Consider the following 17,013-nt stretch of genomic DNA (forward strand, 5'->3'; position numbering starts at 1 on the left):
GGATGGCGATGGACCACCCCATAACGGGCAGTCACGCGGCCGTGACGCCTGGTTACGAGGGGACCAGACCCCCTGTTTCCCCGCAAAGCACGCATCGACTCCAGAACCACCCAAAAGTGGGCATGCCCGCGTGAAGTTGGGCTGGTTGTCCCATTTTTGCACATAGGGGTAAGTTCGCGTCAACGGTGAGTAGTGTCACGTTCGACAGCTATTGACCCGAACCAGGACCTTGGTCATCCAGCTCGGGCCATAGGACTCTTACAGTCATACACGGGTGGTCGGACGTCAGTTCGCGTACCGCAGCGCCAGCACCCTCCGCCAGCGCGCCGTCAGTTCCCCGTACGCGCGCAGCGCCTCCGCGGTGTCCCCCGCCCGCAGCGCGCGGAGCCCCTCCTCCAGCTCCCCCGCCGAACGGTCCGCCAACAGCCGCTCCGGCCCCAGCAAATGCACCAGCCCCCCGTAGTCCAGCTCCACCAGCGAGCGCGGATGGAATTCCTCCAGCCACCGCCCGACCTGTTCCGCCCCCCGGACCAGTTCCCCGTCCGGCACCTCTTCACGCAGCGCCCGGAAGGCCCGGGCCACCCGGCGGCGCGCCTGCGCCATCGGCACCAGGTAGAACAGCGCCGCCGCCCGCCCCGGCTTGCCCCGCTCCTGCGCCGGCACGAAACAGCGGTCCTCGTCCCCGAACGGCAGGAACCAGCGCACCGGCACCTCCCACCGGCTGGTCAGGATCCACGGCCGGGCGTCCGGATGGCCGGCCCGCCAGCGCTCCCGGTCCGCCTCCGCCGCCGCCCGGGCCACCGGCGGCACCGCGGTGTCCAGCAGCGCCACCGGCGCGGCCGCCCGCAGCTCCTCCAGCGCCTGCCAGCTGCGCAGCCTGGTCGCCCACGGGCAGACGTACAGCACGCCGTCCACCACCCGCAGGTAGGCCCGCCCGCTCTCCCGCTCGGGCAGCGCCCGGGGCGTCCGGGCGGCCAGCTCCGCCAGCGCCTCCCGCTGCTCCTCCAGGACGGCCGCGGCCACCGGCTGCGCCGCCTCGACGGCGTCCGGACCGCGCTCCGCCGCGTAGGCCTGCCAGCGCGCCCGCTCGGACTCCGGGTAGGCGGCCAGCGGCTCGTAGACCCGCAGGTGGGCGGCGTAGGGCGGCAGTACCGAGGTGCGCACGACGGTCACGTCCTGCATGGTCGCACGCGCCGACCGGCCCCGGGAGGGCGCGCCCCCGAACCCCTTCGCGCCCGCACCGCGCACCCCCGGCGTCCCATTCCCCGGACCGCGGGGACAAGCTCGGACAAGAGGGCGGATCGGCGACGCTCCCGCGACTACGCTTCGCCCTAGGCGCCCGCACCACAGCAGGCGGGCCTTCGATACTGGAGTCACCACAGTGACCGACGTACAGACATCCGCCACGCACCCCGCACCCGGAGTGCTCAGCAGGATCTTCCGCACCGAGCAGGACGGCGCCCCCGGCGACGGCCACGAGCAGGTCGTCCTCTGCCACGACCGCAGCTCCGGGCTCAAGGCGATCATCGCCATCCACTCCACCGCGCTGGGCCCGGCCCTCGGCGGCACCCGCTTCTTCCCGTACGCCTCCGAGGAGGCGGCCCTGGAGGACGCGCTCAACCTGTCCCGCGGCATGTCCTACAAGAACGCGCTGGCCGGGCTCGACCTCGGCGGCGGCAAGGCCGTCATCATCGGCGACCCCACCAAGGACAAGAACGAGGCGATGCTCCGCGCCTACGGCCGCTTCGTGGAGTCCCTGCGCGGCCGCTACATCACCGCCTGCGACGTGGGCACCTACGTGCAGGACATGGACGTCATCGCGCGCGAGACGCAGTTCGTGACGGGCCGCTCGCCCGAGCACGGCGGCGCCGGCGACTCGTCCATCCTGACCGCCTTCGGCGTCTTCCAGGGCATGCGCGCCACCGCCCAGGCCCGCTGGGGCCAGCCGACCCTGCGCGGGAAGCGGGTCGGCGTCGCGGGCGTCGGCAAGGTCGGCCACTACCTGGTCGGCCACCTCGTCGCGGACGGCGCCACCGTCGTCATCACCGACGTCTCCGAGACCGCCGTGAACCGCGTCCGCGCGGCCCACCCGGAGGTGGAGGTCGTCGCCGACACCGCCGCCCTGCTGCAGGCCCGGCTGGACGTCTACGCCCCCTGCGCCCTGGGCGGCGCGCTGACCGACGACACGGTGGCCGCGCTCGGCGAGTCCGGCACCACGGTCGTCTGCGGCGCGGCCAACAACCAGCTGGCCCACCCGGGCGTCGAGAAGGACCTCGCGGACCGCGGCATCCTCTACGCGCCGGACTACCTGGTGAACTCCGGCGGCGTGATCCAGGTCGCCGACGAGATCGAGGGCTTCAACTTCGACCGGGCCAAGAACAAGGCCACCAGGATCTTCGACACCACCCTGGAGATCTTCACCCGGGCCGCCTCCGACGGCGTCCCGCCGGCGGTCGCCGCCGACCGCCTGGCCGAGAAGCGGATGCGCGAGATCAGCGCGCTGCGCACGGTCCTGCTGCCGGGCGCCCGCCGGGCCTGATCCGGCGCCCCCGGAACCTCGGATGCGCGGGGGGCGGCCGCACCCCCGTGACCCGCCCCCGGGCGGGAGGGGCCCAGCCGCCCCCCGCGCATCACGATGTGGAACCGGATTCTCACTTCTGCGCCCGATCGGGTGATCCAAGGTCCCCCTTGGGGGGATAATCGGTCCTGGAACGACGGACCTCAGACACCTCCGGACAGCGCGCAAACCGCCGCAAAACCTCCCCTGACCTGGGAAGACCTGGTCTCGGGTGCGGTCGGTGCGCGCCACGTCACACCGACGACGTACCGTCCAGCGGCGGAAACAGGTACCGTTAATGCTCCAAGGGACGGTCCTCCCATTCGGGCAGGCCGGTCCTGATCATGAACACGTGTCAGACTCGGGGCCGTGAGCCCCATCGTTGAGGGGGTCGACCCATGGGGCGCGGCCGGGCCAAGGCCAAGCAGACGAAGGTCGCCCGCGAGCTGAAGTACAACAGCGGCGGGTTTGACGCTAACCGTCTGTCCAACGAGCTGGGCGCATCGCCGTCCACCGCTCCGATCGACCCGGAGCCGATCGAGGAGGAGGAGGACGACGACCCGTATGCCGAGTACGCCGCCCGCTATGCCGACCTCGACGACGAGGACGACACCGAGCCGGGCACCGGGCCGTCGCAGGCCTCTCGCCGCTCGTAGCCAGTAGTTTCGCCGACCGGCCCAGGCGCCCAGCGCGCCAGGCCGGTCTTCGGCGTTCCCGCGTACCGGATGGTTACCGGGTGGTCGCCGCCCCCCGGGTGGCTGGACGACGAGAGGGCCCCTCCGGTGCGCCGGAGGGGCCCTCTCGTCGTCCAGCCGGGCTCAGCCCGCGGTGAAGCCCTCGTAGGCGTTGTAGAGCGCCGCGCCGGCCTCGTGCTCGCCGGTGCGCTCGACGATGTCGCCGAGCAGCCAGGCCTCGACGCCGCGGTCCTCCAGGATCGCCAGCACGGCGTCCACCGAGGACGGCGGGACGACCGCGACCATGCCGACGCCCATGTTGAGCGTCTTCTCGATCTCCAGGGTGGCCACCTTGCCGACCTGGGCGACGGTCTGGAAGACCGGCAGCGGGGTCCAGGTGCCGCGGTCCAGGCGGGCGTGCAGGCCCTCCGGGACGACCCGGGCCAGGTTGGCCGCCAGGCCGCCGCCGGTGACGTGCGAGAAGGCGTGGATCTCGGTGGCGCGGGTGAGCGCCAGGCAGTCCAGCGAGTAGATCCGGGTCGGCTCCAGCAGCTCCTCGCCGAGCGTGCGGCCGAACTCCTCGACCTTGCGGTCCAGCTTCCAGCCGGCCTCGTTCAGCAGCACGTGGCGCACCAGCGAGTAGCCGTTGGAGTGCAGGCCCGAGGCCGCCATCGCGATCACCACGTCGCCGGCCCGCACGCGGTCGGCGCCGAGCAGCGCGTCGGCCTCGACCACGCCGGTGCCGGCGCCCGCGACGTCGTACTCGTCCGGGCCGAGCAGGCCCGGGTGCTCGGCGGTCTCGCCGCCGACCAGGGCGCAGCCGGCCAGCGCGCAGCCCTCGGCGATGCCCTTGACGATCGCGGCGACCCGCTCCGGCACGACCTTGCCGACGCAGATGTAGTCGGTCATGAACAGCGGCTCGGCGCCGCACACGACCAGGTCGTCGACGACCATGCCGACCAGGTCGTGGCCGATGGTGTCGTGCTTGTCCATGGCGGCCGCGATGGCCACCTTGGTCCCCACGCCGTCGGTGGCCGAAGCCAGCAGCGGCCGCTCGTAGCGCTTGAAGGCGGACGCGTCGAAGAGGCCGGCGAAGCCGCCGAGACCGCCGACCACCTCGGGGCGGTTCGCCTTCTTCACCCACTGCTTCATGAGCTCGACGGCGCGGTCGCCCGCCTCGATGTCGACGCCGGCTGCGGCGTAGGTGGCGCCGTTCTGGTTGCTGGTCACTACGGTGCGGCCCTCTCGGGTCTGGTGGGGGCTGGAACAGCGGTGGGGCCCCGTTTCGCGGGACCCCACCGTGGATTCGTTACGGGCGGCGCAGCGCGTCGGCCGCGCCCGCCCCGCCGAGCAGCGACTGGACGCCGTCCAGGTCGCTGCCGCTGGTCGGCTTGCCGCGCACGGCCGGCGGCTGCTGGCTGCCCTTGATCTCGGCCTCCAGCAGGAGCTTGCCGAGCAGTGCCGGGTCCGGCAGCTCCATCGGGTACTCGCCGTCGAAGCAGGCCCGGCAGAGCCTGTCCTTGGGCTGCTTGGTGGCCTCGATCATGCCGTCGATCGAGATGTAGGAGAGCGAGTCCGCGCCGAGCGTGCGGCCGATCTCCTCGACGGTCATCCCGTTGGCGATCAGCTCCGCGCGGGTGGCGAAGTCGATGCCGAAGAAGCACGGCCACTTCACCGGCGGCGAGGAGATCCGGATGTGCACCTCGGCGGCGCCGGCCTCGCGCAGCATCCGCACCAGCGCGCGCTGGGTGTTGCCGCGGACGATCGAGTCGTCGACGACCACCAGGCGCTTGCCCGCGATGACCTCGCGCAGCGGGTTGAGCTTGAGCCGGATGCCGAGCTGACGGATGGTCTGGCTGGGCTGGATGAAGGTGCGGCCCACGTAGGCGTTCTTCACCAGGCCGGAGCCGTACGGGATGCCGCTGGCCTCGGCGTAGCCGATCGCGGCGGGGGTGCCGGACTCCGGCGTCGCTATCACCAGGTCGGCCTCGACGGGCGCCTCCTTCGCCAGGCGGCGGCCCATCTCCACGCGGGAGAGGTGCACGTTGCGCCCGGCGATGCTGGTGTCGGGGCGGGCCAGGTAGACGTACTCGAACACGCAGCCCTTGGGCTTCGCCTCGGCGAAGCGGGAGCTGCGCATGCCGTTCTCGTCGACGGCGATCAGCTCGCCGGGCTCGACCTCGCGGATGAACGAGGCGCCGCAGATGTCCAGCGCCGCCGTCTCGGAGGCGACCACCCAGCCGCGCTCCAGCCGACCGAGCACCAGCGGGCGGATGCCCTGCGGGTCGCGGGCGGCGTAGAGGGTGTGCTCGTCCATGAAGACGAGCGAGAACGCGCCCTTGACCTTGGGCAGCACGACCTTGGCCGTCTCCTCGATGGAGAGGTCCGGGTGGCCGGCGAGCAGCGCGGTCACCAGGTCGGTGTCGTTGGTCGCGGCGCTCCGCCCGGAGCGGGAGACGTGCTCCTCACCGGGCAGTTCGGCGACCATCGCCGCCAGTTCGGCGGTGTTCACCAGGTTTCCGTTGTGCCCGAGGGCCAGCGAACCGTGCACGGTCGCGCGGAAGGTCGGCTGGGCGTTCTCCCAGACCGAGGACCCGGTGGTCGAGTAGCGGGCGTGTCCGACGGCGATATGCCCGTGCAACGACCCCAGGGAGGCCTCGTCGAAGACCTGGGACACGAGCCCCATGTCCTTGAAGACGAGAATCTGGGAGCCGTTGCTCACTGCGATGCCCGCGGATTCCTGACCGCGGTGCTGCAGGGCGTAAAGGCCGAAGAACGTGAGCTTGGCGACCTCCTCGCCGGGAGCCCAGACACCGAAGACGCCGCAAGCGTCCTGGGGGCCTTTCTCACCGGGAAGAAGATCGTGGTTGAGTCTTCCGTCACCACGTGGCACGTCTTCGAGTCTAGGGCAGCGGGCACGGGCTTCCGGAACCCGGGCGGCCGGGATTGTCTGACGATCGGCCGGTAACGCGCGTAGACAAAACCCCTTACCGGGTGGGGATTTCGGGTGGGGGGAATTCCGGCCGGAGGCGGTTGGCCTTGTGGTTCGCGCCTGTTGGGGCGTTCCGTGTGCGGAGGGCCGGGAGTCGGGGCGACGGCGAAAGTGAGCCTGCTCACCCGGGGTTCACCCCGGCGTCACGCGGCGGGCAGCAACAGGCCCCAGGCGCCCGGGTGGACCGTCCAGGTGCGGGCGCGGACCGGACCGACGGGGTGGCCGTCCGCCTCGTAGCCGAAGCCGCGCCCGACCACCGAGACGCTCTCCGCCCGGGCGCGCACCAGGGCGCCGGGCGCGCGGATCACCACCTCCAGCACGCCGGCGGCGTCCGCCTCGACGCCCGGCAGGGTCAGCTGGACCAGCCGCACCGGCCGGTGCACGTCGGCGAGCAGCCGGCCGTCGGCCTCGACCCGGACCCGGGGGTTGTGCTCGGCGGAGGACCGGCCGTCCGCCGCGAGTGCGTTCGCCTGCTCGGCCGCAGCCAGTTTCGCCCATAGCGAACGCCAACCACCCGTACGGCCGGCCGGACGCCGCGTCCCGGCACCGGTGATCCGCACCCCTCCCAGCGCCACCCCGCCGCCGTCGTCCACCAGCAGGTCGAGCTTGCGCGCCGCACCCGACAGCACCGCTCGCGCGGCCCGGACCGGCTCGCCCGGCACCCCGAGCGCGCGGGCCGCGACCAGCTCCTCCGACCGGCCGACCGGAACCATGCCCACCGGATCCGCGCCCAGCTCACGCTGGCGGTACAGGGCTTGGAGCACCCGCTGCAACGCCAGGTCGGAACCGATCACGACCGGGCGTCGACGACCCCGGTGCGAAAGCACCCGGTCGAGTTCGGACGGGCTCTCCGGATAGACCACCTTGACGTCCGCGCCTCCGCAGAGCACGTCCTTCGCGATCCGCACCGACTCGCCGTCGGTCTGCCGGGCCGCCGGGTCGAGGAGCAGCAGGAGCGGCTCGGGGCCGCCGGTTGCGGGCGTGGACAGGGACGACACGACCGGTCCTTCCTCAGGTAATCTCTCGGTGCAAGAGCCCCTTGCGCTACTGCGCCAGGGGCTTCGTCTATCTCGGGGCAGACTGCGGCCTACGCAGGATGCCCCAACCGGAAGGGGTGTACGCCTGTGCCGGCACTCGTGCTCGTTGGCGCTCAGTGGGGGGACGAGGGCAAGGGGAAGGCCACCGACCTCCTCGGCGGCTCCGTCGACTACGTCGTCCGCTACCAGGGCGGCAACAACGCCGGTCACACGGTGGTCATCGGCGACCAGAAGTACGCCCTGCACCTGCTCCCCTCCGGCATCCTCAGCCCTAACGTGACGCCGGTCATCGGCAACGGCGTCGTCATCGACCCGGGCGTGCTGCTCTCCGAGCTGAGCGGCCTCAACGACCGTGGCATCGACACCTCCAAGCTGCTGATCTCGGGCAACGCCCACCTGATCACGCCGTACCACCGCACCCTGGACAAGGTCACCGAGCGCTTCCTCGGCAAGCGTCGGATCGGCACCACCGGCCGCGGCATCGGCCCGACCTACGCGGACAAGATCAACCGCGTCGGCATCCGGGTCCAGGACCTGTTCGACGAGTCGATCCTGCGCCAGAAGATCGAGGCGGCGCTGCACGACAAGAACCAGATCCTGGTCAAGCTGTACAACCGCCGCGCCATCCCGGCCGAGCTGGTCGTCGAGGAGTACCTCGGCTACGCGGACAAGATCAAGCCCTTCCTCGCCGACACCACCCTCGTCCTGGACCAGGCGCTCAAGGCGAACAAGGTCGTCCTGCTGGAGGGCGGCCAGGGCACCCTGCTCGACGTCGACCACGGCACGTACCCCTTCGTGACCTCGTCGAACCCGACCTCGGGTGGCGCCTGCACCGGCGCCGGCATCGGCCCGACCAAGATCGACCGGGTCATCGGCATCCTCAAGGCCTACACCACCCGCGTCGGCTCCGGCCCGTTCCCGACCGAGCTGCTGGACGAGGACGGCGAGGCGCTGCGCCGCATCGGCGGCGAGCGCGGTGTCACCACCGGCCGTGACCGTCGCTGCGGCTGGTTCGACGCGGTCATCGCGCGCTACGCGACCCGGGTCAACGGCCTCACCGACTTCTTCCTCACCAAGCTCGACGTGCTCACCGGCTGGGAGCAGATCCCGGTCTGCGTCGCGTACGAGATCGACGGCAAGCGGGTCGAGGAACTCCCGTACAACCAGTCCGACTTCCACCACGCCAAGCCGATCTACGAGACGCTGCCGGGCTGGACCGAGGACATCAGCAAGGCCAAGACCTTCGCCGAGCTGCCGAAGAACGCGCAGGCGTACGTGAAGGCGCTGGAGGAGATGTCCGGCGCGCCGATCTCCGCCATCGGCGTCGGCCCGGGCCGCGACGAGACGATCCAGATCAACTCGTTCATCTGAGCCTGATCCGGTCGAGGGCCCCGCGGGACGTCCCACGGGGCCCTTCGCTTTGCCCGCTCCGCCGATTTTGCACTAGTGCAGAAGTTCATTGCATCTAGTGCAGCATGGCGCTACCTTTCCGGCATGACCGCACAGCCGCCCACGCCCGTGACCCTCACCGGCCGCCACGTCCGCCTGGAGCCCCTCGGCCGCCACCACCTGCCCGACCTGTGGGCCGGCGTCGGCCCCGACCCGGAGGTCTGGCGCTGGATCCCCTCCCTCCCGCCCGCGACCGAGGAGGAACTGGGCGCGATCCTCGACGCCCGGCTCGCCGAGGTGGCGGCCGGGTCGGCGGTGAAGTTCGCCGTGATCGACCTCCCCAGCGGCCGGGCCGTCGGCATCACCGGCTACTACGACGTCAGGCCCGTCGACGAGGTCGTCGAGATCGGCGGCACCTGGTACGCCCGCTCGGTCTGGCGCACGCCCGTCAACACCGAGGCCAAGCTGCTGCTGCTCTCGCACGCCTTCGACGACCTGGGCATGGGCCGGGTCTACTGGAAGACGGACGCGCTCAACGAGCGCTCCCGCAACGCGATCCTGCGCCTCGGCGCCCGGTACGAGGGCGTCCACCGCCGCGAGAAGCGGCGCGCCACCGGCGTGTGGCGCGACACCGCCTACTTCTCGATGCTCGCCGACGAGTGGCCCGCCGCCCGGATCCGCCTCGTCGAGCGCCTTTCGCGCGGTGCCCAACCCCCCGTGCGCCCCCGTTCCTGAACGGCCCCCCGGGAGTTGTCCAGGGTGCCAGGCAGGAACCGCGATGGGAGTAGGAAACCGATGACCCAGCAGTGGCAGAAGTCCACCAGCAGCACCCGGGACGGCGGCGACTCCGTGGAGGTGTCCGTCAACGAACGGGGACTGATCGAGGTCCGCGAATCCGAGAGCCCCGACGCGATCATCGTCACCACCCCGCAGAAGTTCGCGCTCTGGATCGAGGGCGTGAAGCGCGGCGAATTCGACCACTTCGGCGACGGCTGACCGCACCCTCCGGTGGCCCCCCTCCCGGCGGGGGGCCACCGCTGCCGCGCGCTATTTCTTCTCGACGGCGGCGGAGGAATGGCGGACGACGAACTCGCGTTTTACGGAACGCGGTTCGCGGGGTTGGGCGTTGACCAGCCAGACCAGCCAGCCGACGAATAGCACGGCGAGCAGGAGGGCGGACAAACCGGCGACGAGCAGGCCGTTCACCGGGTGGCGGGAATGCGGTGGGCGGGGGTGAGAAGCAGCGGAAGCGGCATGACAGTCTCCGGTCGGTGATGTCGAGCGTGCCGACCATGCATCTGGTGTGTATTTACGGCTGATTGGCGGCTGTTTAGGCCACAACAAGTCAGTGACTGACGCGGGAACGACCATAGGGTCGAGGTGCAAGACTTGCTACCGAGCGGGAGAACGTTCACTCCATCGTGGGGTATCCCCCATTTCAGTAGCTAGGGCCGGGTGAGCACGGCACACTTCACCGGAAGCATCGACCCGAGCCGCGATCCGGAGAAGAGAGTCATGCCACCCCGCTTGTCGCCGACCGTGCGTCAGCAGCGCCTTGGCATCGAGCTGCGCAAGATGCGCGAACGCGTGGGCGTGACGCCCAAGAGCCTGGCCGCCACCCTGGGCACCGACCTGCCCAAGATCTCGCAGATGGAGAACGGGAAGTCCGGCATCAGCGCCGAACGGCTCCGGCTCTGGGCCCGCACCTGCCACTGCGCCGACGGCCCCTACCTCGACGCGCTGCTCGCGATGACGCAGGACCGGCGCAAGTACTGGTGGGACGGCTACCGCGGCCGGCTGCCCGGCGGGCTCATCGACATCGCGGAGATGGAGCACCACGCCGAGTCGCTGGCCATCCTGCACACCACCTTCATCCCCGGACTGCTGCAGACCTCGGCGTACGCCTCCGCGGTGTTCGCCCGGGTCCGGCCGCCGATGCCCCAGCCAGACGCCGACGCCCGCACCGCGTTCCGGATCCAGCGCCAGCGGCTGTTCACCGAACGCCCGAAGCCGTACGCCGCGTACATCCACGAATCCGCGCTGCGCATGCAGTTCGGCGGGGCGGTGGTGCTGCGCGACCAACTGCTCGACGTGCTGGAGCATTCCGAGCGGCCCGGGGTGGAGATCCGGACCATCCCGTTCAGCGTCGAGACCTTTCCCGGGTCCGGAGAGAGCCTCTACCTCGCCCGCGGGCCCGTTCCCGAGCTCGACACCGTGCAGATCGACCTCTCGAACGGGCCGAAGTTCGTGCACACCGACACCGAACTGCAGACGTACCGACAGATCAAGGAGGAGACCGCCGCGGTCGCCCTCGGGCCGGCCGAGTCCCGGGACTTCATCCGGGCCTTACTGAAAGACTTCTCATGACTGAGTGGCGGAAGTCCTCGTCCAGCGGCGAGAGCAACGAGTGCGTCGAGATCAGAGCCGCCGACGGTCTGGTGGAGATCCGCGAGTCGGACCGCCCCGAGATCGTCGTCCGGACCACGCCGCGCAAGTGGGCCGCGTTCGTCCGCGGGGTGAAGGCCGGGGAGTTCGACCGGTACAGCGACTCCGTCGGGCCCTGAGCCACACCCGCCCCCGAGCAGCACCCGCCCCTGAGCAGCACCGCCCTTGAACCGCACCCACCCCTGAGCCCACCCCTGAGCCCGCCCCTGAGCCGCACCGTCCTCCCGGCCCGGCGGCGGTAGGCTTGGCAGCCCACAGTGGACCCCTGCGCCTGGCACAGCACTCCGGGTGGGGTGCGCGTGCGGGAGAAATCGGAGCATCCGAGGATGGCTCGGCACCTGGTCACCAGCGCCCTTCCGTACATCAACGGGATCAAGCACCTGGGCAACATGGTCGGGTCGATGCTCCCGGCGGACGTCTACTCCCGCTACCTGCGCCAGCGCGGCCACGAGGTGCTCTACATCTGCGCGACCGACGAGCACGGCACGCCCGCCGAACTGGCCGCGCAGGAGGCCGGGCTGCCCGTCGCCGAGTTCTGCGCCCAGGCGCACGACGCGCAGAAGGCGGTGTACGACGGCTTCGGGCTGTCCTTCGACCACTTCGGCCGCAGCTCCTCCCCGCAGAACCGCGAGATCACCCAGGAGATCGCCCGCGAACTCCAGCGCAACGGCTTCATCGAGGAGCGCGCGATCCGGCAGGTGTACTCCAACGCCGACGGCCGCTTCCTGCCGGACCGCTACATCGTCGGCACCTGCCCGCACTGCGGCTACGACAAGGCGCGCGGCGACCAGTGCGAGAACTGCACCCGGGTGCTGGACCCGACCGACCTGCTGGAGCCGCGTTCGGCGATCAGCGGCAGCTCCGACCTGGAGGTCCGGGAGACCAGGCACCTGTTCCTGCTCCAGTCGGAGCTGACCGACGAGGTCGAGCAGTGGATCGCCGCCCACGGCGACGACTGGCCGGTGCTGGCCTCCTCGATCGCCCGCAAGTGGCTCACCGAGGGCCTCCAGGACCGCGCGATCACCCGCGACCTGGAGTGGGGCGTCCCGGTGCCGGCCGACGTCTGGCCGGAGCTGGCGGCCGAGGGCAAGGTGTTCTACGTCTGGTTCGACGCCCCGATCGAGTACATCGGCGCCACCAAGGAGTGGGCGGACGCGGCCCCGGCCGGGCAGGCCCGGGACTGGAAGTCCTGGTGGTACGAGGCCGACCACAGCGTCCGGTACACCGAGTTCATGGCCAAGGACAACGTCCCGTTCCACACCGTGATGTTCCCGGCCACGATCCTCGGCTCGCGCCGACCGTGGAAGAAGGTCGACTACGTCAAGGCCTTCAACTGGCTGACCTACTACGGCGGGAAGTTCTCCACCAGCCAGAAGCGCGGCATCTTCACCGACGTCGCCCTGGAACTGCTGCCGGCCGACTACTGGCGCTACTTCCTGATGGCGCACGCCCCCGAGTCGGACGACTCCAGCTTCACCTGGGACCTCTTCGCCTCCGTCGTCAACAAGGACCTCGCCGACACCCTCGGCAACTTCGTCAACCGGGTGCTCACCTTCAGCCGCAAGCGCTTCGGCGACGCCGTCCCGGCCGGCCACGCGCCCGGCGAGGCCGAACAGCGCCTCGGCGAGCAGATCGCCGCCCTGCTGGCCGAGTACGAGGCCCAGCTGGACGGGCTCAACTTCCGCAAGGCCGCGCAGGCTCTGCGCGCGCTGTGGAGCGCTGGCAACGCGTACCTGGACGAGAAGGCGCCCTGGCTCCAGGTGAAGACCGACCCGGACGCGGCGGCGCTGACCCTGCGCACCGCGATGAACCTGATCCAGCTGTACGCGGTGGTCTCCGAGCCGTTCATCCCGACCGCGGCGGCGGCGATGCGCGGCGCCTTCGCCCTGCCCGAGGACGCTCCGGCGGCCGGCCTGTCCTGGGTCGGCCCGGAGCAGGCGCGGGCACTGGACCTGGTGCCGGCCGGGACGGCGTTCACCGTGCCGCCGGTGCTGTTCGCCAAGATCACCGACGAGGACCTGGCCGCCTGGACCACCCGCTTCGGCGGCCAGGAGGGCTGAGCCCCGGCGGGCGGCCCGGGGCCCGGGCCGCCCGCCACCCGCCTGACACCGGGGGGACTCTGACGCACCATCACCGATGGTTCGCCCAGGTCATCGGCACCCCACCGGGCGACACCGCACTGCCCCACTGACCGGCGTCGGCTCGCCGAGGCCCTGCTGTCACACGCCGGTACGCTTCCAGCCATGGATGTTGACCTGGTCACCGCCCTGCGGGCGATCGCCAACCCGACGCGCCTGCAACTGCTGGCATGGTTGCGCGAACCCGAACGCCACTTCCCCCTGGAGGAAGCGGTCGCCGACCCGCGCGAGGTCGGCGTCTGCGTCAGCCACATCCAGGCCAAGGCCGGCCTCGCCCAGTCCACCGTCTCCGCCTACCTCGCCGAACTCCAGCGCGCCGGCCTCGTCCGCGCCACCCGCATCGGCAAGTGGACCCACTACCGCCGCGACGAGGCCCGCATCGCCGCCCTCATCACCGCTCTCGGCCACACCCTGTAGGCCCCTGCCTGTAGGCCTCTGCTGCGGCCGGGGCGGTTGCGGCCGTCAGCCGGCCTTGCGGGCGGTGTGGACGGTCATGGCCGAGAGGAAGAAGGCGTCCGGGCGGTTCAGGATGCCGGTGGGGGTGTCCTCGGCGAGGAGGGCGTCGAGGGTGGTGCGGTCCTCCGGGGCGAGGTTGTCGGCGAGCTGGTCGCGCAGACGGGCGAGTTGGGTGTGGAGGTGCTCGCGGGCGGGGCGGGCGAGCGGGGCCGGGTGGTCGATCAGGAAGGTGCGGGTGCCGCTGGGGGTCAGGCCGGAGCGGGTGAGCATGGCCGGCCAGTCCTCCACCTCTTCGATGGCGCCGGGCAGTTCGGCGCGCATGGTGCTGAAGCCGTCCTCGTGCACGGCGTCGAGCCGGGCCTGGAAGCCGGGCCGGCCGAGGCCGAAGTCGCGCGGCAGGTAGCGCAGCGGCAGGCCGCGTTCGGCGACGGCCAGCAGGCCGCCGGGCCGGAGCGTCGCGGCGAGGGAGGTCAGGGCGGCCTGCTGGTCGCCGAGGTGGTGGATCGCGTTGCCGGACCAGATCAGGTCGGCCTCGCCGAGCTTGCCGAACTCGGCGGGCAGGTCGGCCTGCTGGGTGCTCAGACGGCCGCCGGAGCGGGCTCGGGCGCGCTCCAGCAGGGCGGCCGACTGATCGACGGCGACCGTCTCGGCCTCGGGGAAGGCGTCCGCGAGCAGTCCGGCGATCACCCCGGGCCCGCTGCCGACGTCGAGGACCCGCCGCACCCCGCCGGGCTCGGCGTGCAGGGACCGCAGCCACTGCGCGGCCCCGGTGATGGCGGGGGCGCGCAGTTCGGCCTCCCGCTCCAGGTGGGCGGCGAGGGCGTCCCAGTCGAAGTCGGCGGCGGGGACGTCGCCGTGGTGGTGCCCGTGCTGGTGGCCCTGGCCGTGCTGGTGCTGGTGCTGGTGTTCGGACATCGCGGGTTCTCCGATCGCGGATGACGGAAGGTCGGACGGGTGACGCCGGTCGAACGGGTGACGCGGGCGGATGGGTGACGCCGGACGAAGGTGCCGGGGGAGCTTCCCCCGTTCAGGCGGGAACGGCGGCGCCGGACGCGCGGTGTTCGGCGACCGCCTGTCCGATCTCCTCCGCGACGAGGTCGTGGTCGAGGTCGAACGCCGCCGCAGCGCCCATCCCGGCGGCGACGACGGCCTGCGCCCGCGGGTCGGCGACGTTGCCGACCGCCCAGACGCCGGGGACGCTGGTGCGGCCGGCCCGGTCGGTGGTGACCCAGCCGTTCTCGTCCCGGACGCATTCCAGGCCGAACAGCAGCGTGTCCCGGGGCACCGGCTGCGGGAAGACGAACACGGCCTCGCGCGGCACCACCCGGCCGTCGGCGAGTTCCACGCCGCGCAGCCGGTCGGCGTCCGTCACCAGCTGGGTGATCCGGCCTTCGACGACCCGGACGCCGCGGGCGGCGAGCCGCTCCCGCTCGGCCCCGGTCGGCGTGAGGGTGTGCGTGATCAGGACGACGTCCGCGGACCACTGCCGGAGCAGCAGCGCCTGGTCGACCGCGCCCGGGCCGGTACCGAGCACGCCGAGCGGGCGGTCGCGGACCTCGTAGCCGTGGCAGTACGGGCAGTGCAGCACGTCGCGGCCCCAGCGTTCGAGCAGGCCCGGGAGCTCCGGGAGCCCGTCGCGCAGACCCGTGGCGACGACCACCCGGCGTGCGTGCAGCACGGGGCCGCCCGCCAGGTGGACGGCGAAGCCCGTCCCCGCGCCTTCGGCGTCCGCGACGCCCTCGACGTGGTCGGCCCGGGCGTCGATCAGGTCGACCCCGTAGCCGGCGACCTCCGCCCGGCCGACCTCCAGCAGCGCCGCCGGGGGCATGCCGTCCCGGCTCAGGTACCCGTGCATGTGGGCGGCGGGGGCGTTGCGCGGCTGGCCCGCGTCCACCACCGCCACCCGGCGCCGGGCCCGGCCCAGCACCAGCGCGGCGCTCAGCCCGGCCGCACCCGCGCCGACCACCACCGCGTCGTAGTCGTCCCGGGGGGCCGTCGGCCCTGCCGTCCTCATCGTGTCGCCCATGGCGCTCACCTCCACCGCCAGGCTGCGACCGGACCGGCCGTATCGGCAAGCTTTGTTGCCGTTTCCGCAAACGATGCACCCCGACCGGCCACCGCCCGCCCGCTCCGCGCCACGGGCCCGGACTCCCCCCGGTGGACGGGGATCCGGACCGACCCTTGCCATGGAGTGCACTCCAACTCCTAGCCTCTGACGCACCACCGACCCACCACCAGGGGGAGCAGCACCATGCGATACCGCGTCCTCGGCGGCACCGGCATCGAAGTGAGCACCTACTGCCTCGGCACGATGATGCTCGGCTCCGTCGGCAACCCCGACCACGACGACTGCGCCCGGATCATCAACACCGCGCTCGACCGGGGCATCAACTTCGTGGACACCGCCGACATGTACTCGGCCGGCGAGTCCGAGGAGATCGTCGGCAGGACGCTGGCCGCCCGCGGCGACCGCGACGAGATCGTGCTCGCCACCAAGGGGCACTTCCCGATGGGCGAGGGCCGCGGCCGCGGCGGCAACTCCCGGCGCTGGATCCTCCGGGCGGTCGAGGACAGCCTGCGCCGGCTGCGCACCGACCGGATCGACCTCTACCAGATCCACCGGCCGGACCACACCACCGACGTCGAGGAGACCCTGTCCGTCCTCGGCGACCTCGTCCGGTCCGGCAAGATCCGCGCCTTCGGCTGCTCCACCTTCCCCGCCGAACAGATCGTCGACGCGCACCACGTCGCCGAACGCCGCGCCCTGCCGCGCTTCCGCACCGAGCAGCCGCCGTACTCGCTGCTCGCCCGCGGCGTGGAGCGCGACGTGCTGCCCGTCGTCCAGCGGCTCGGCATGGGCGCACTGACCTGGGGCCCGCTCGCCTCCGGCTTCCTCACCGGCCGCTACCGCAAGGACCGCCCGGCCGACCTGACCACCGGCCGCCCGACCATCAACCCGGGCCGCTTCGACCCGACGCTGCCCACCACCGCGGCCAAGCTGGAGGCCGTCGAGGCCTTCACCGCCCTCGCCGGGGATCTCGGCCGCACCCTCCCCGAACTGGCCGTGGCCTTCCCGCTGGCGCACCCCGCTGTCACCTCGGTGATCCTCGGCCCGCGCACCCACGACCAGCTGGAGGCTGCCCTCAAGGGCGCCGACCTGGTCCTCGACGACGCCACCCTGGACCGCATCGACGCCATCGTCCCGCCCGGCACCGACGTCTACCACCCCGACGGCGTCTGGCAGCCCCCGTCCGTCACCACCCCCGCCCTCCGCCGCCGCCCCACCACGGACCGACCGGCCGGATAGCCGAACCGGTCTCCCCCG

17 protein-coding genes are annotated in these 17,013 nt (G+C 71.9%); 10 read left to right on the forward strand and 7 right to left on the reverse strand.

Annotation, left to right across the window (positions count from 1 at the left end):
- Window positions 1-285 precede the first annotated feature (285 nt).
- The gene (locus AB0O82_RS08275) at window positions 286-1,173 is read right to left on the reverse strand and encodes a hypothetical protein (protein ID WP_363581409.1); all 888 of its coding nucleotides are present in this window, start codon (window positions 1,171-1,173) and stop codon (window positions 286-288) included.
- 208 nt (window positions 1,174-1,381) lie between these two features.
- On the opposite strand from AB0O82_RS08275, the gene AB0O82_RS08280 reads away from it, so the two are divergent.
- Entirely contained in the window at window positions 1,382-2,539 is a 1,158-nt protein-coding gene (locus tag AB0O82_RS08280; RefSeq protein ID WP_363581411.1) for a Glu/Leu/Phe/Val dehydrogenase dimerization domain-containing protein, read from the forward strand.
- Between the two features lie 416 nt (window positions 2,540-2,955).
- Window positions 2,956-3,213, forward strand: a complete 258-nt coding sequence (locus AB0O82_RS08285; RefSeq protein WP_063348338.1) for a DUF3073 domain-containing protein — start codon at window positions 2,956-2,958, stop codon at window positions 3,211-3,213.
- 162 nt (window positions 3,214-3,375) lie between these two features.
- Here AB0O82_RS08285 and purM read toward each other — a convergent pair whose 3' ends face one another.
- From purM to AB0O82_RS08300, 3 genes are all read right to left on the reverse strand, one after another.
- Window positions 3,376-4,461 carry a phosphoribosylformylglycinamidine cyclo-ligase gene (purM, locus tag AB0O82_RS08290; RefSeq protein ID WP_363581413.1) on the reverse strand — a complete coding sequence of 362 codons (1,086 nt, stop codon included), beginning with the start codon at window positions 4,459-4,461 and terminating at the stop codon, window positions 3,376-3,378.
- Between the two features lie 79 nt (window positions 4,462-4,540).
- A complete protein-coding gene (gene purF, locus AB0O82_RS08295) occupies window positions 4,541-6,124 on the reverse strand; it encodes an amidophosphoribosyltransferase (RefSeq protein WP_350880611.1) in 1,584 nt (527 codons plus the stop codon).
- Window positions 6,125-6,366: 242 nt separating this feature from the next.
- On the reverse strand, window positions 6,367-7,221 hold the full coding sequence (locus AB0O82_RS08300; RefSeq protein ID WP_363581415.1) for a diacylglycerol kinase: 855 nt from the start codon (window positions 7,219-7,221) through the stop codon (window positions 6,367-6,369).
- Between the two features lie 126 nt (window positions 7,222-7,347).
- Here AB0O82_RS08300 and AB0O82_RS08305 point away from each other — a divergent pair, with 126 nt between their 5' ends.
- The 3 genes from AB0O82_RS08305 to AB0O82_RS08315 all read left to right on the forward strand — a co-directional run bounded on the left by AB0O82_RS08305 (window position 7,348) and on the right by AB0O82_RS08315 (window position 9,645).
- Window positions 7,348-8,631, forward strand: coding sequence for an adenylosuccinate synthase (locus tag AB0O82_RS08305; protein WP_363581417.1), 1,284 nt, complete (start codon window positions 7,348-7,350; stop codon window positions 8,629-8,631).
- A gap of 123 nt (window positions 8,632-8,754) precedes the next feature.
- Entirely contained in the window at window positions 8,755-9,384 is a 630-nt protein-coding gene (locus AB0O82_RS08310; protein ID WP_363581419.1) for a GNAT family protein, read from the forward strand.
- A 60-nt stretch (window positions 9,385-9,444) separates the two neighbouring features.
- Window positions 9,445-9,645: a DUF397 domain-containing protein gene (locus tag AB0O82_RS08315; protein WP_350880617.1), complete on the forward strand. Its 201-nt coding sequence runs from the start codon at window positions 9,445-9,447 to the stop codon at window positions 9,643-9,645.
- A gap of 51 nt (window positions 9,646-9,696) precedes the next feature.
- Here the strand turns inward: AB0O82_RS08315 and AB0O82_RS08320 are convergent, their stop codons facing one another.
- Window positions 9,697-9,855: a hypothetical protein gene (locus AB0O82_RS08320; RefSeq protein ID WP_350880619.1), complete on the reverse strand. Its 159-nt coding sequence runs from the start codon at window positions 9,853-9,855 to the stop codon at window positions 9,697-9,699.
- Window positions 9,856-10,164: 309 nt separating this feature from the next.
- Here AB0O82_RS08320 and AB0O82_RS08325 point away from each other — a divergent pair, with 309 nt between their 5' ends.
- The 4 genes from AB0O82_RS08325 (at window position 10,165) to AB0O82_RS08340 (ending at window position 13,649) form a co-directional block, all read left to right on the forward strand.
- Window positions 10,165-11,016: a helix-turn-helix transcriptional regulator gene (locus tag AB0O82_RS08325; protein WP_363581421.1), complete on the forward strand. Its 852-nt coding sequence runs from the start codon at window positions 10,165-10,167 to the stop codon at window positions 11,014-11,016.
- Window positions 11,013-11,213 (forward strand): DUF397 domain-containing protein, encoded by a 201-nt coding sequence (locus AB0O82_RS08330; RefSeq protein WP_063348346.1) that lies wholly within the window; start codon window positions 11,013-11,015, stop codon window positions 11,211-11,213. The genes AB0O82_RS08325 and AB0O82_RS08330 overlap by 4 nt, the downstream gene beginning before the upstream one ends.
- A 207-nt stretch (window positions 11,214-11,420) precedes the next feature.
- Window positions 11,421-13,154 (forward strand): methionine--tRNA ligase, encoded by a 1,734-nt coding sequence (gene metG / locus AB0O82_RS08335; RefSeq protein ID WP_363581423.1) that lies wholly within the window; start codon window positions 11,421-11,423, stop codon window positions 13,152-13,154.
- Window positions 13,155-13,337: 183 nt separating this feature from the next.
- Complete coding sequence (locus tag AB0O82_RS08340; protein ID WP_063348348.1) at window positions 13,338-13,649, forward strand: metalloregulator ArsR/SmtB family transcription factor; 312 nt, start codon at window positions 13,338-13,340, stop codon at window positions 13,647-13,649.
- Window positions 13,650-13,694: 45 nt separating this feature from the next.
- Here AB0O82_RS08340 and AB0O82_RS08345 read toward each other — a convergent pair whose 3' ends face one another.
- On the reverse strand, window positions 13,695-14,603 hold the full coding sequence (locus AB0O82_RS08345; protein WP_363581425.1) for a class I SAM-dependent methyltransferase: 909 nt from the start codon (window positions 14,601-14,603) through the stop codon (window positions 13,695-13,697).
- Window positions 14,604-14,715: 112 nt separating this feature from the next.
- Window positions 14,716-15,714: an NAD(P)/FAD-dependent oxidoreductase gene (locus AB0O82_RS08350; RefSeq protein ID WP_363581427.1), complete on the reverse strand. Its 999-nt coding sequence runs from the start codon at window positions 15,712-15,714 to the stop codon at window positions 14,716-14,718.
- Between the two features lie 225 nt (window positions 15,715-15,939).
- Here AB0O82_RS08350 and AB0O82_RS08355 point away from each other — a divergent pair, with 225 nt between their 5' ends.
- A complete protein-coding gene (locus tag AB0O82_RS08355) occupies window positions 15,940-16,995 on the forward strand; it encodes an aldo/keto reductase (protein ID WP_363581429.1) in 1,056 nt (351 codons plus the stop codon).
- Window positions 16,996-17,013: the final 18 nt, after the last annotated feature.

The organism is Kitasatospora sp. NPDC088264 (genome assembly GCF_040685715.1).
GTDB lineage: Bacteria > Actinomycetota > Actinomycetes > Streptomycetales > Streptomycetaceae > Kitasatospora.

What these genes read in the sequence shown, in the direction of transcription:
- AB0O82_RS08315 (WP_350880617.1), top strand. Translation starts at nt 9,445, where the DNA reads ATGACCCAGCAGTGGCAGAAGTCCACCAGCAGCACCCGGGACGGCGGC.
- AB0O82_RS08325 (WP_363581421.1), top strand. Translation starts at nt 10,165, where the DNA reads ATGCCACCCCGCTTGTCGCCGACCGTGCGTCAGCAGCGCCTTGGCATC.
- metG (WP_363581423.1), top strand. Translation starts at nt 11,421, where the DNA reads ATGGCTCGGCACCTGGTCACCAGCGCCCTTCCGTACATCAACGGGATC.
- AB0O82_RS08355 (WP_363581429.1), top strand. Translation starts at nt 15,940, where the DNA reads ATGCGATACCGCGTCCTCGGCGGCACCGGCATCGAAGTGAGCACCTAC.
- AB0O82_RS08330 (WP_063348346.1), top strand. Translation starts at nt 11,013, where the DNA reads ATGACTGAGTGGCGGAAGTCCTCGTCCAGCGGCGAGAGCAACGAGTGC.
- AB0O82_RS08285 (WP_063348338.1), top strand. Translation starts at nt 2,956, where the DNA reads ATGGGGCGCGGCCGGGCCAAGGCCAAGCAGACGAAGGTCGCCCGCGAG.
- AB0O82_RS08310 (WP_363581419.1), top strand. Translation starts at nt 8,755, where the DNA reads ATGACCGCACAGCCGCCCACGCCCGTGACCCTCACCGGCCGCCACGTC.
- AB0O82_RS08345 (WP_363581425.1), bottom strand. Translation starts at nt 14,603, where the DNA reads ATGTCCGAACACCAGCACCAGCACCAGCACGGCCAGGGCCACCAGCAC.
- AB0O82_RS08340 (WP_063348348.1), top strand. Translation starts at nt 13,338, where the DNA reads ATGGATGTTGACCTGGTCACCGCCCTGCGGGCGATCGCCAACCCGACG.
- AB0O82_RS08350 (WP_363581427.1), bottom strand. Translation starts at nt 15,714, where the DNA reads ATGGGCGACACGATGAGGACGGCAGGGCCGACGGCCCCCCGGGACGAC.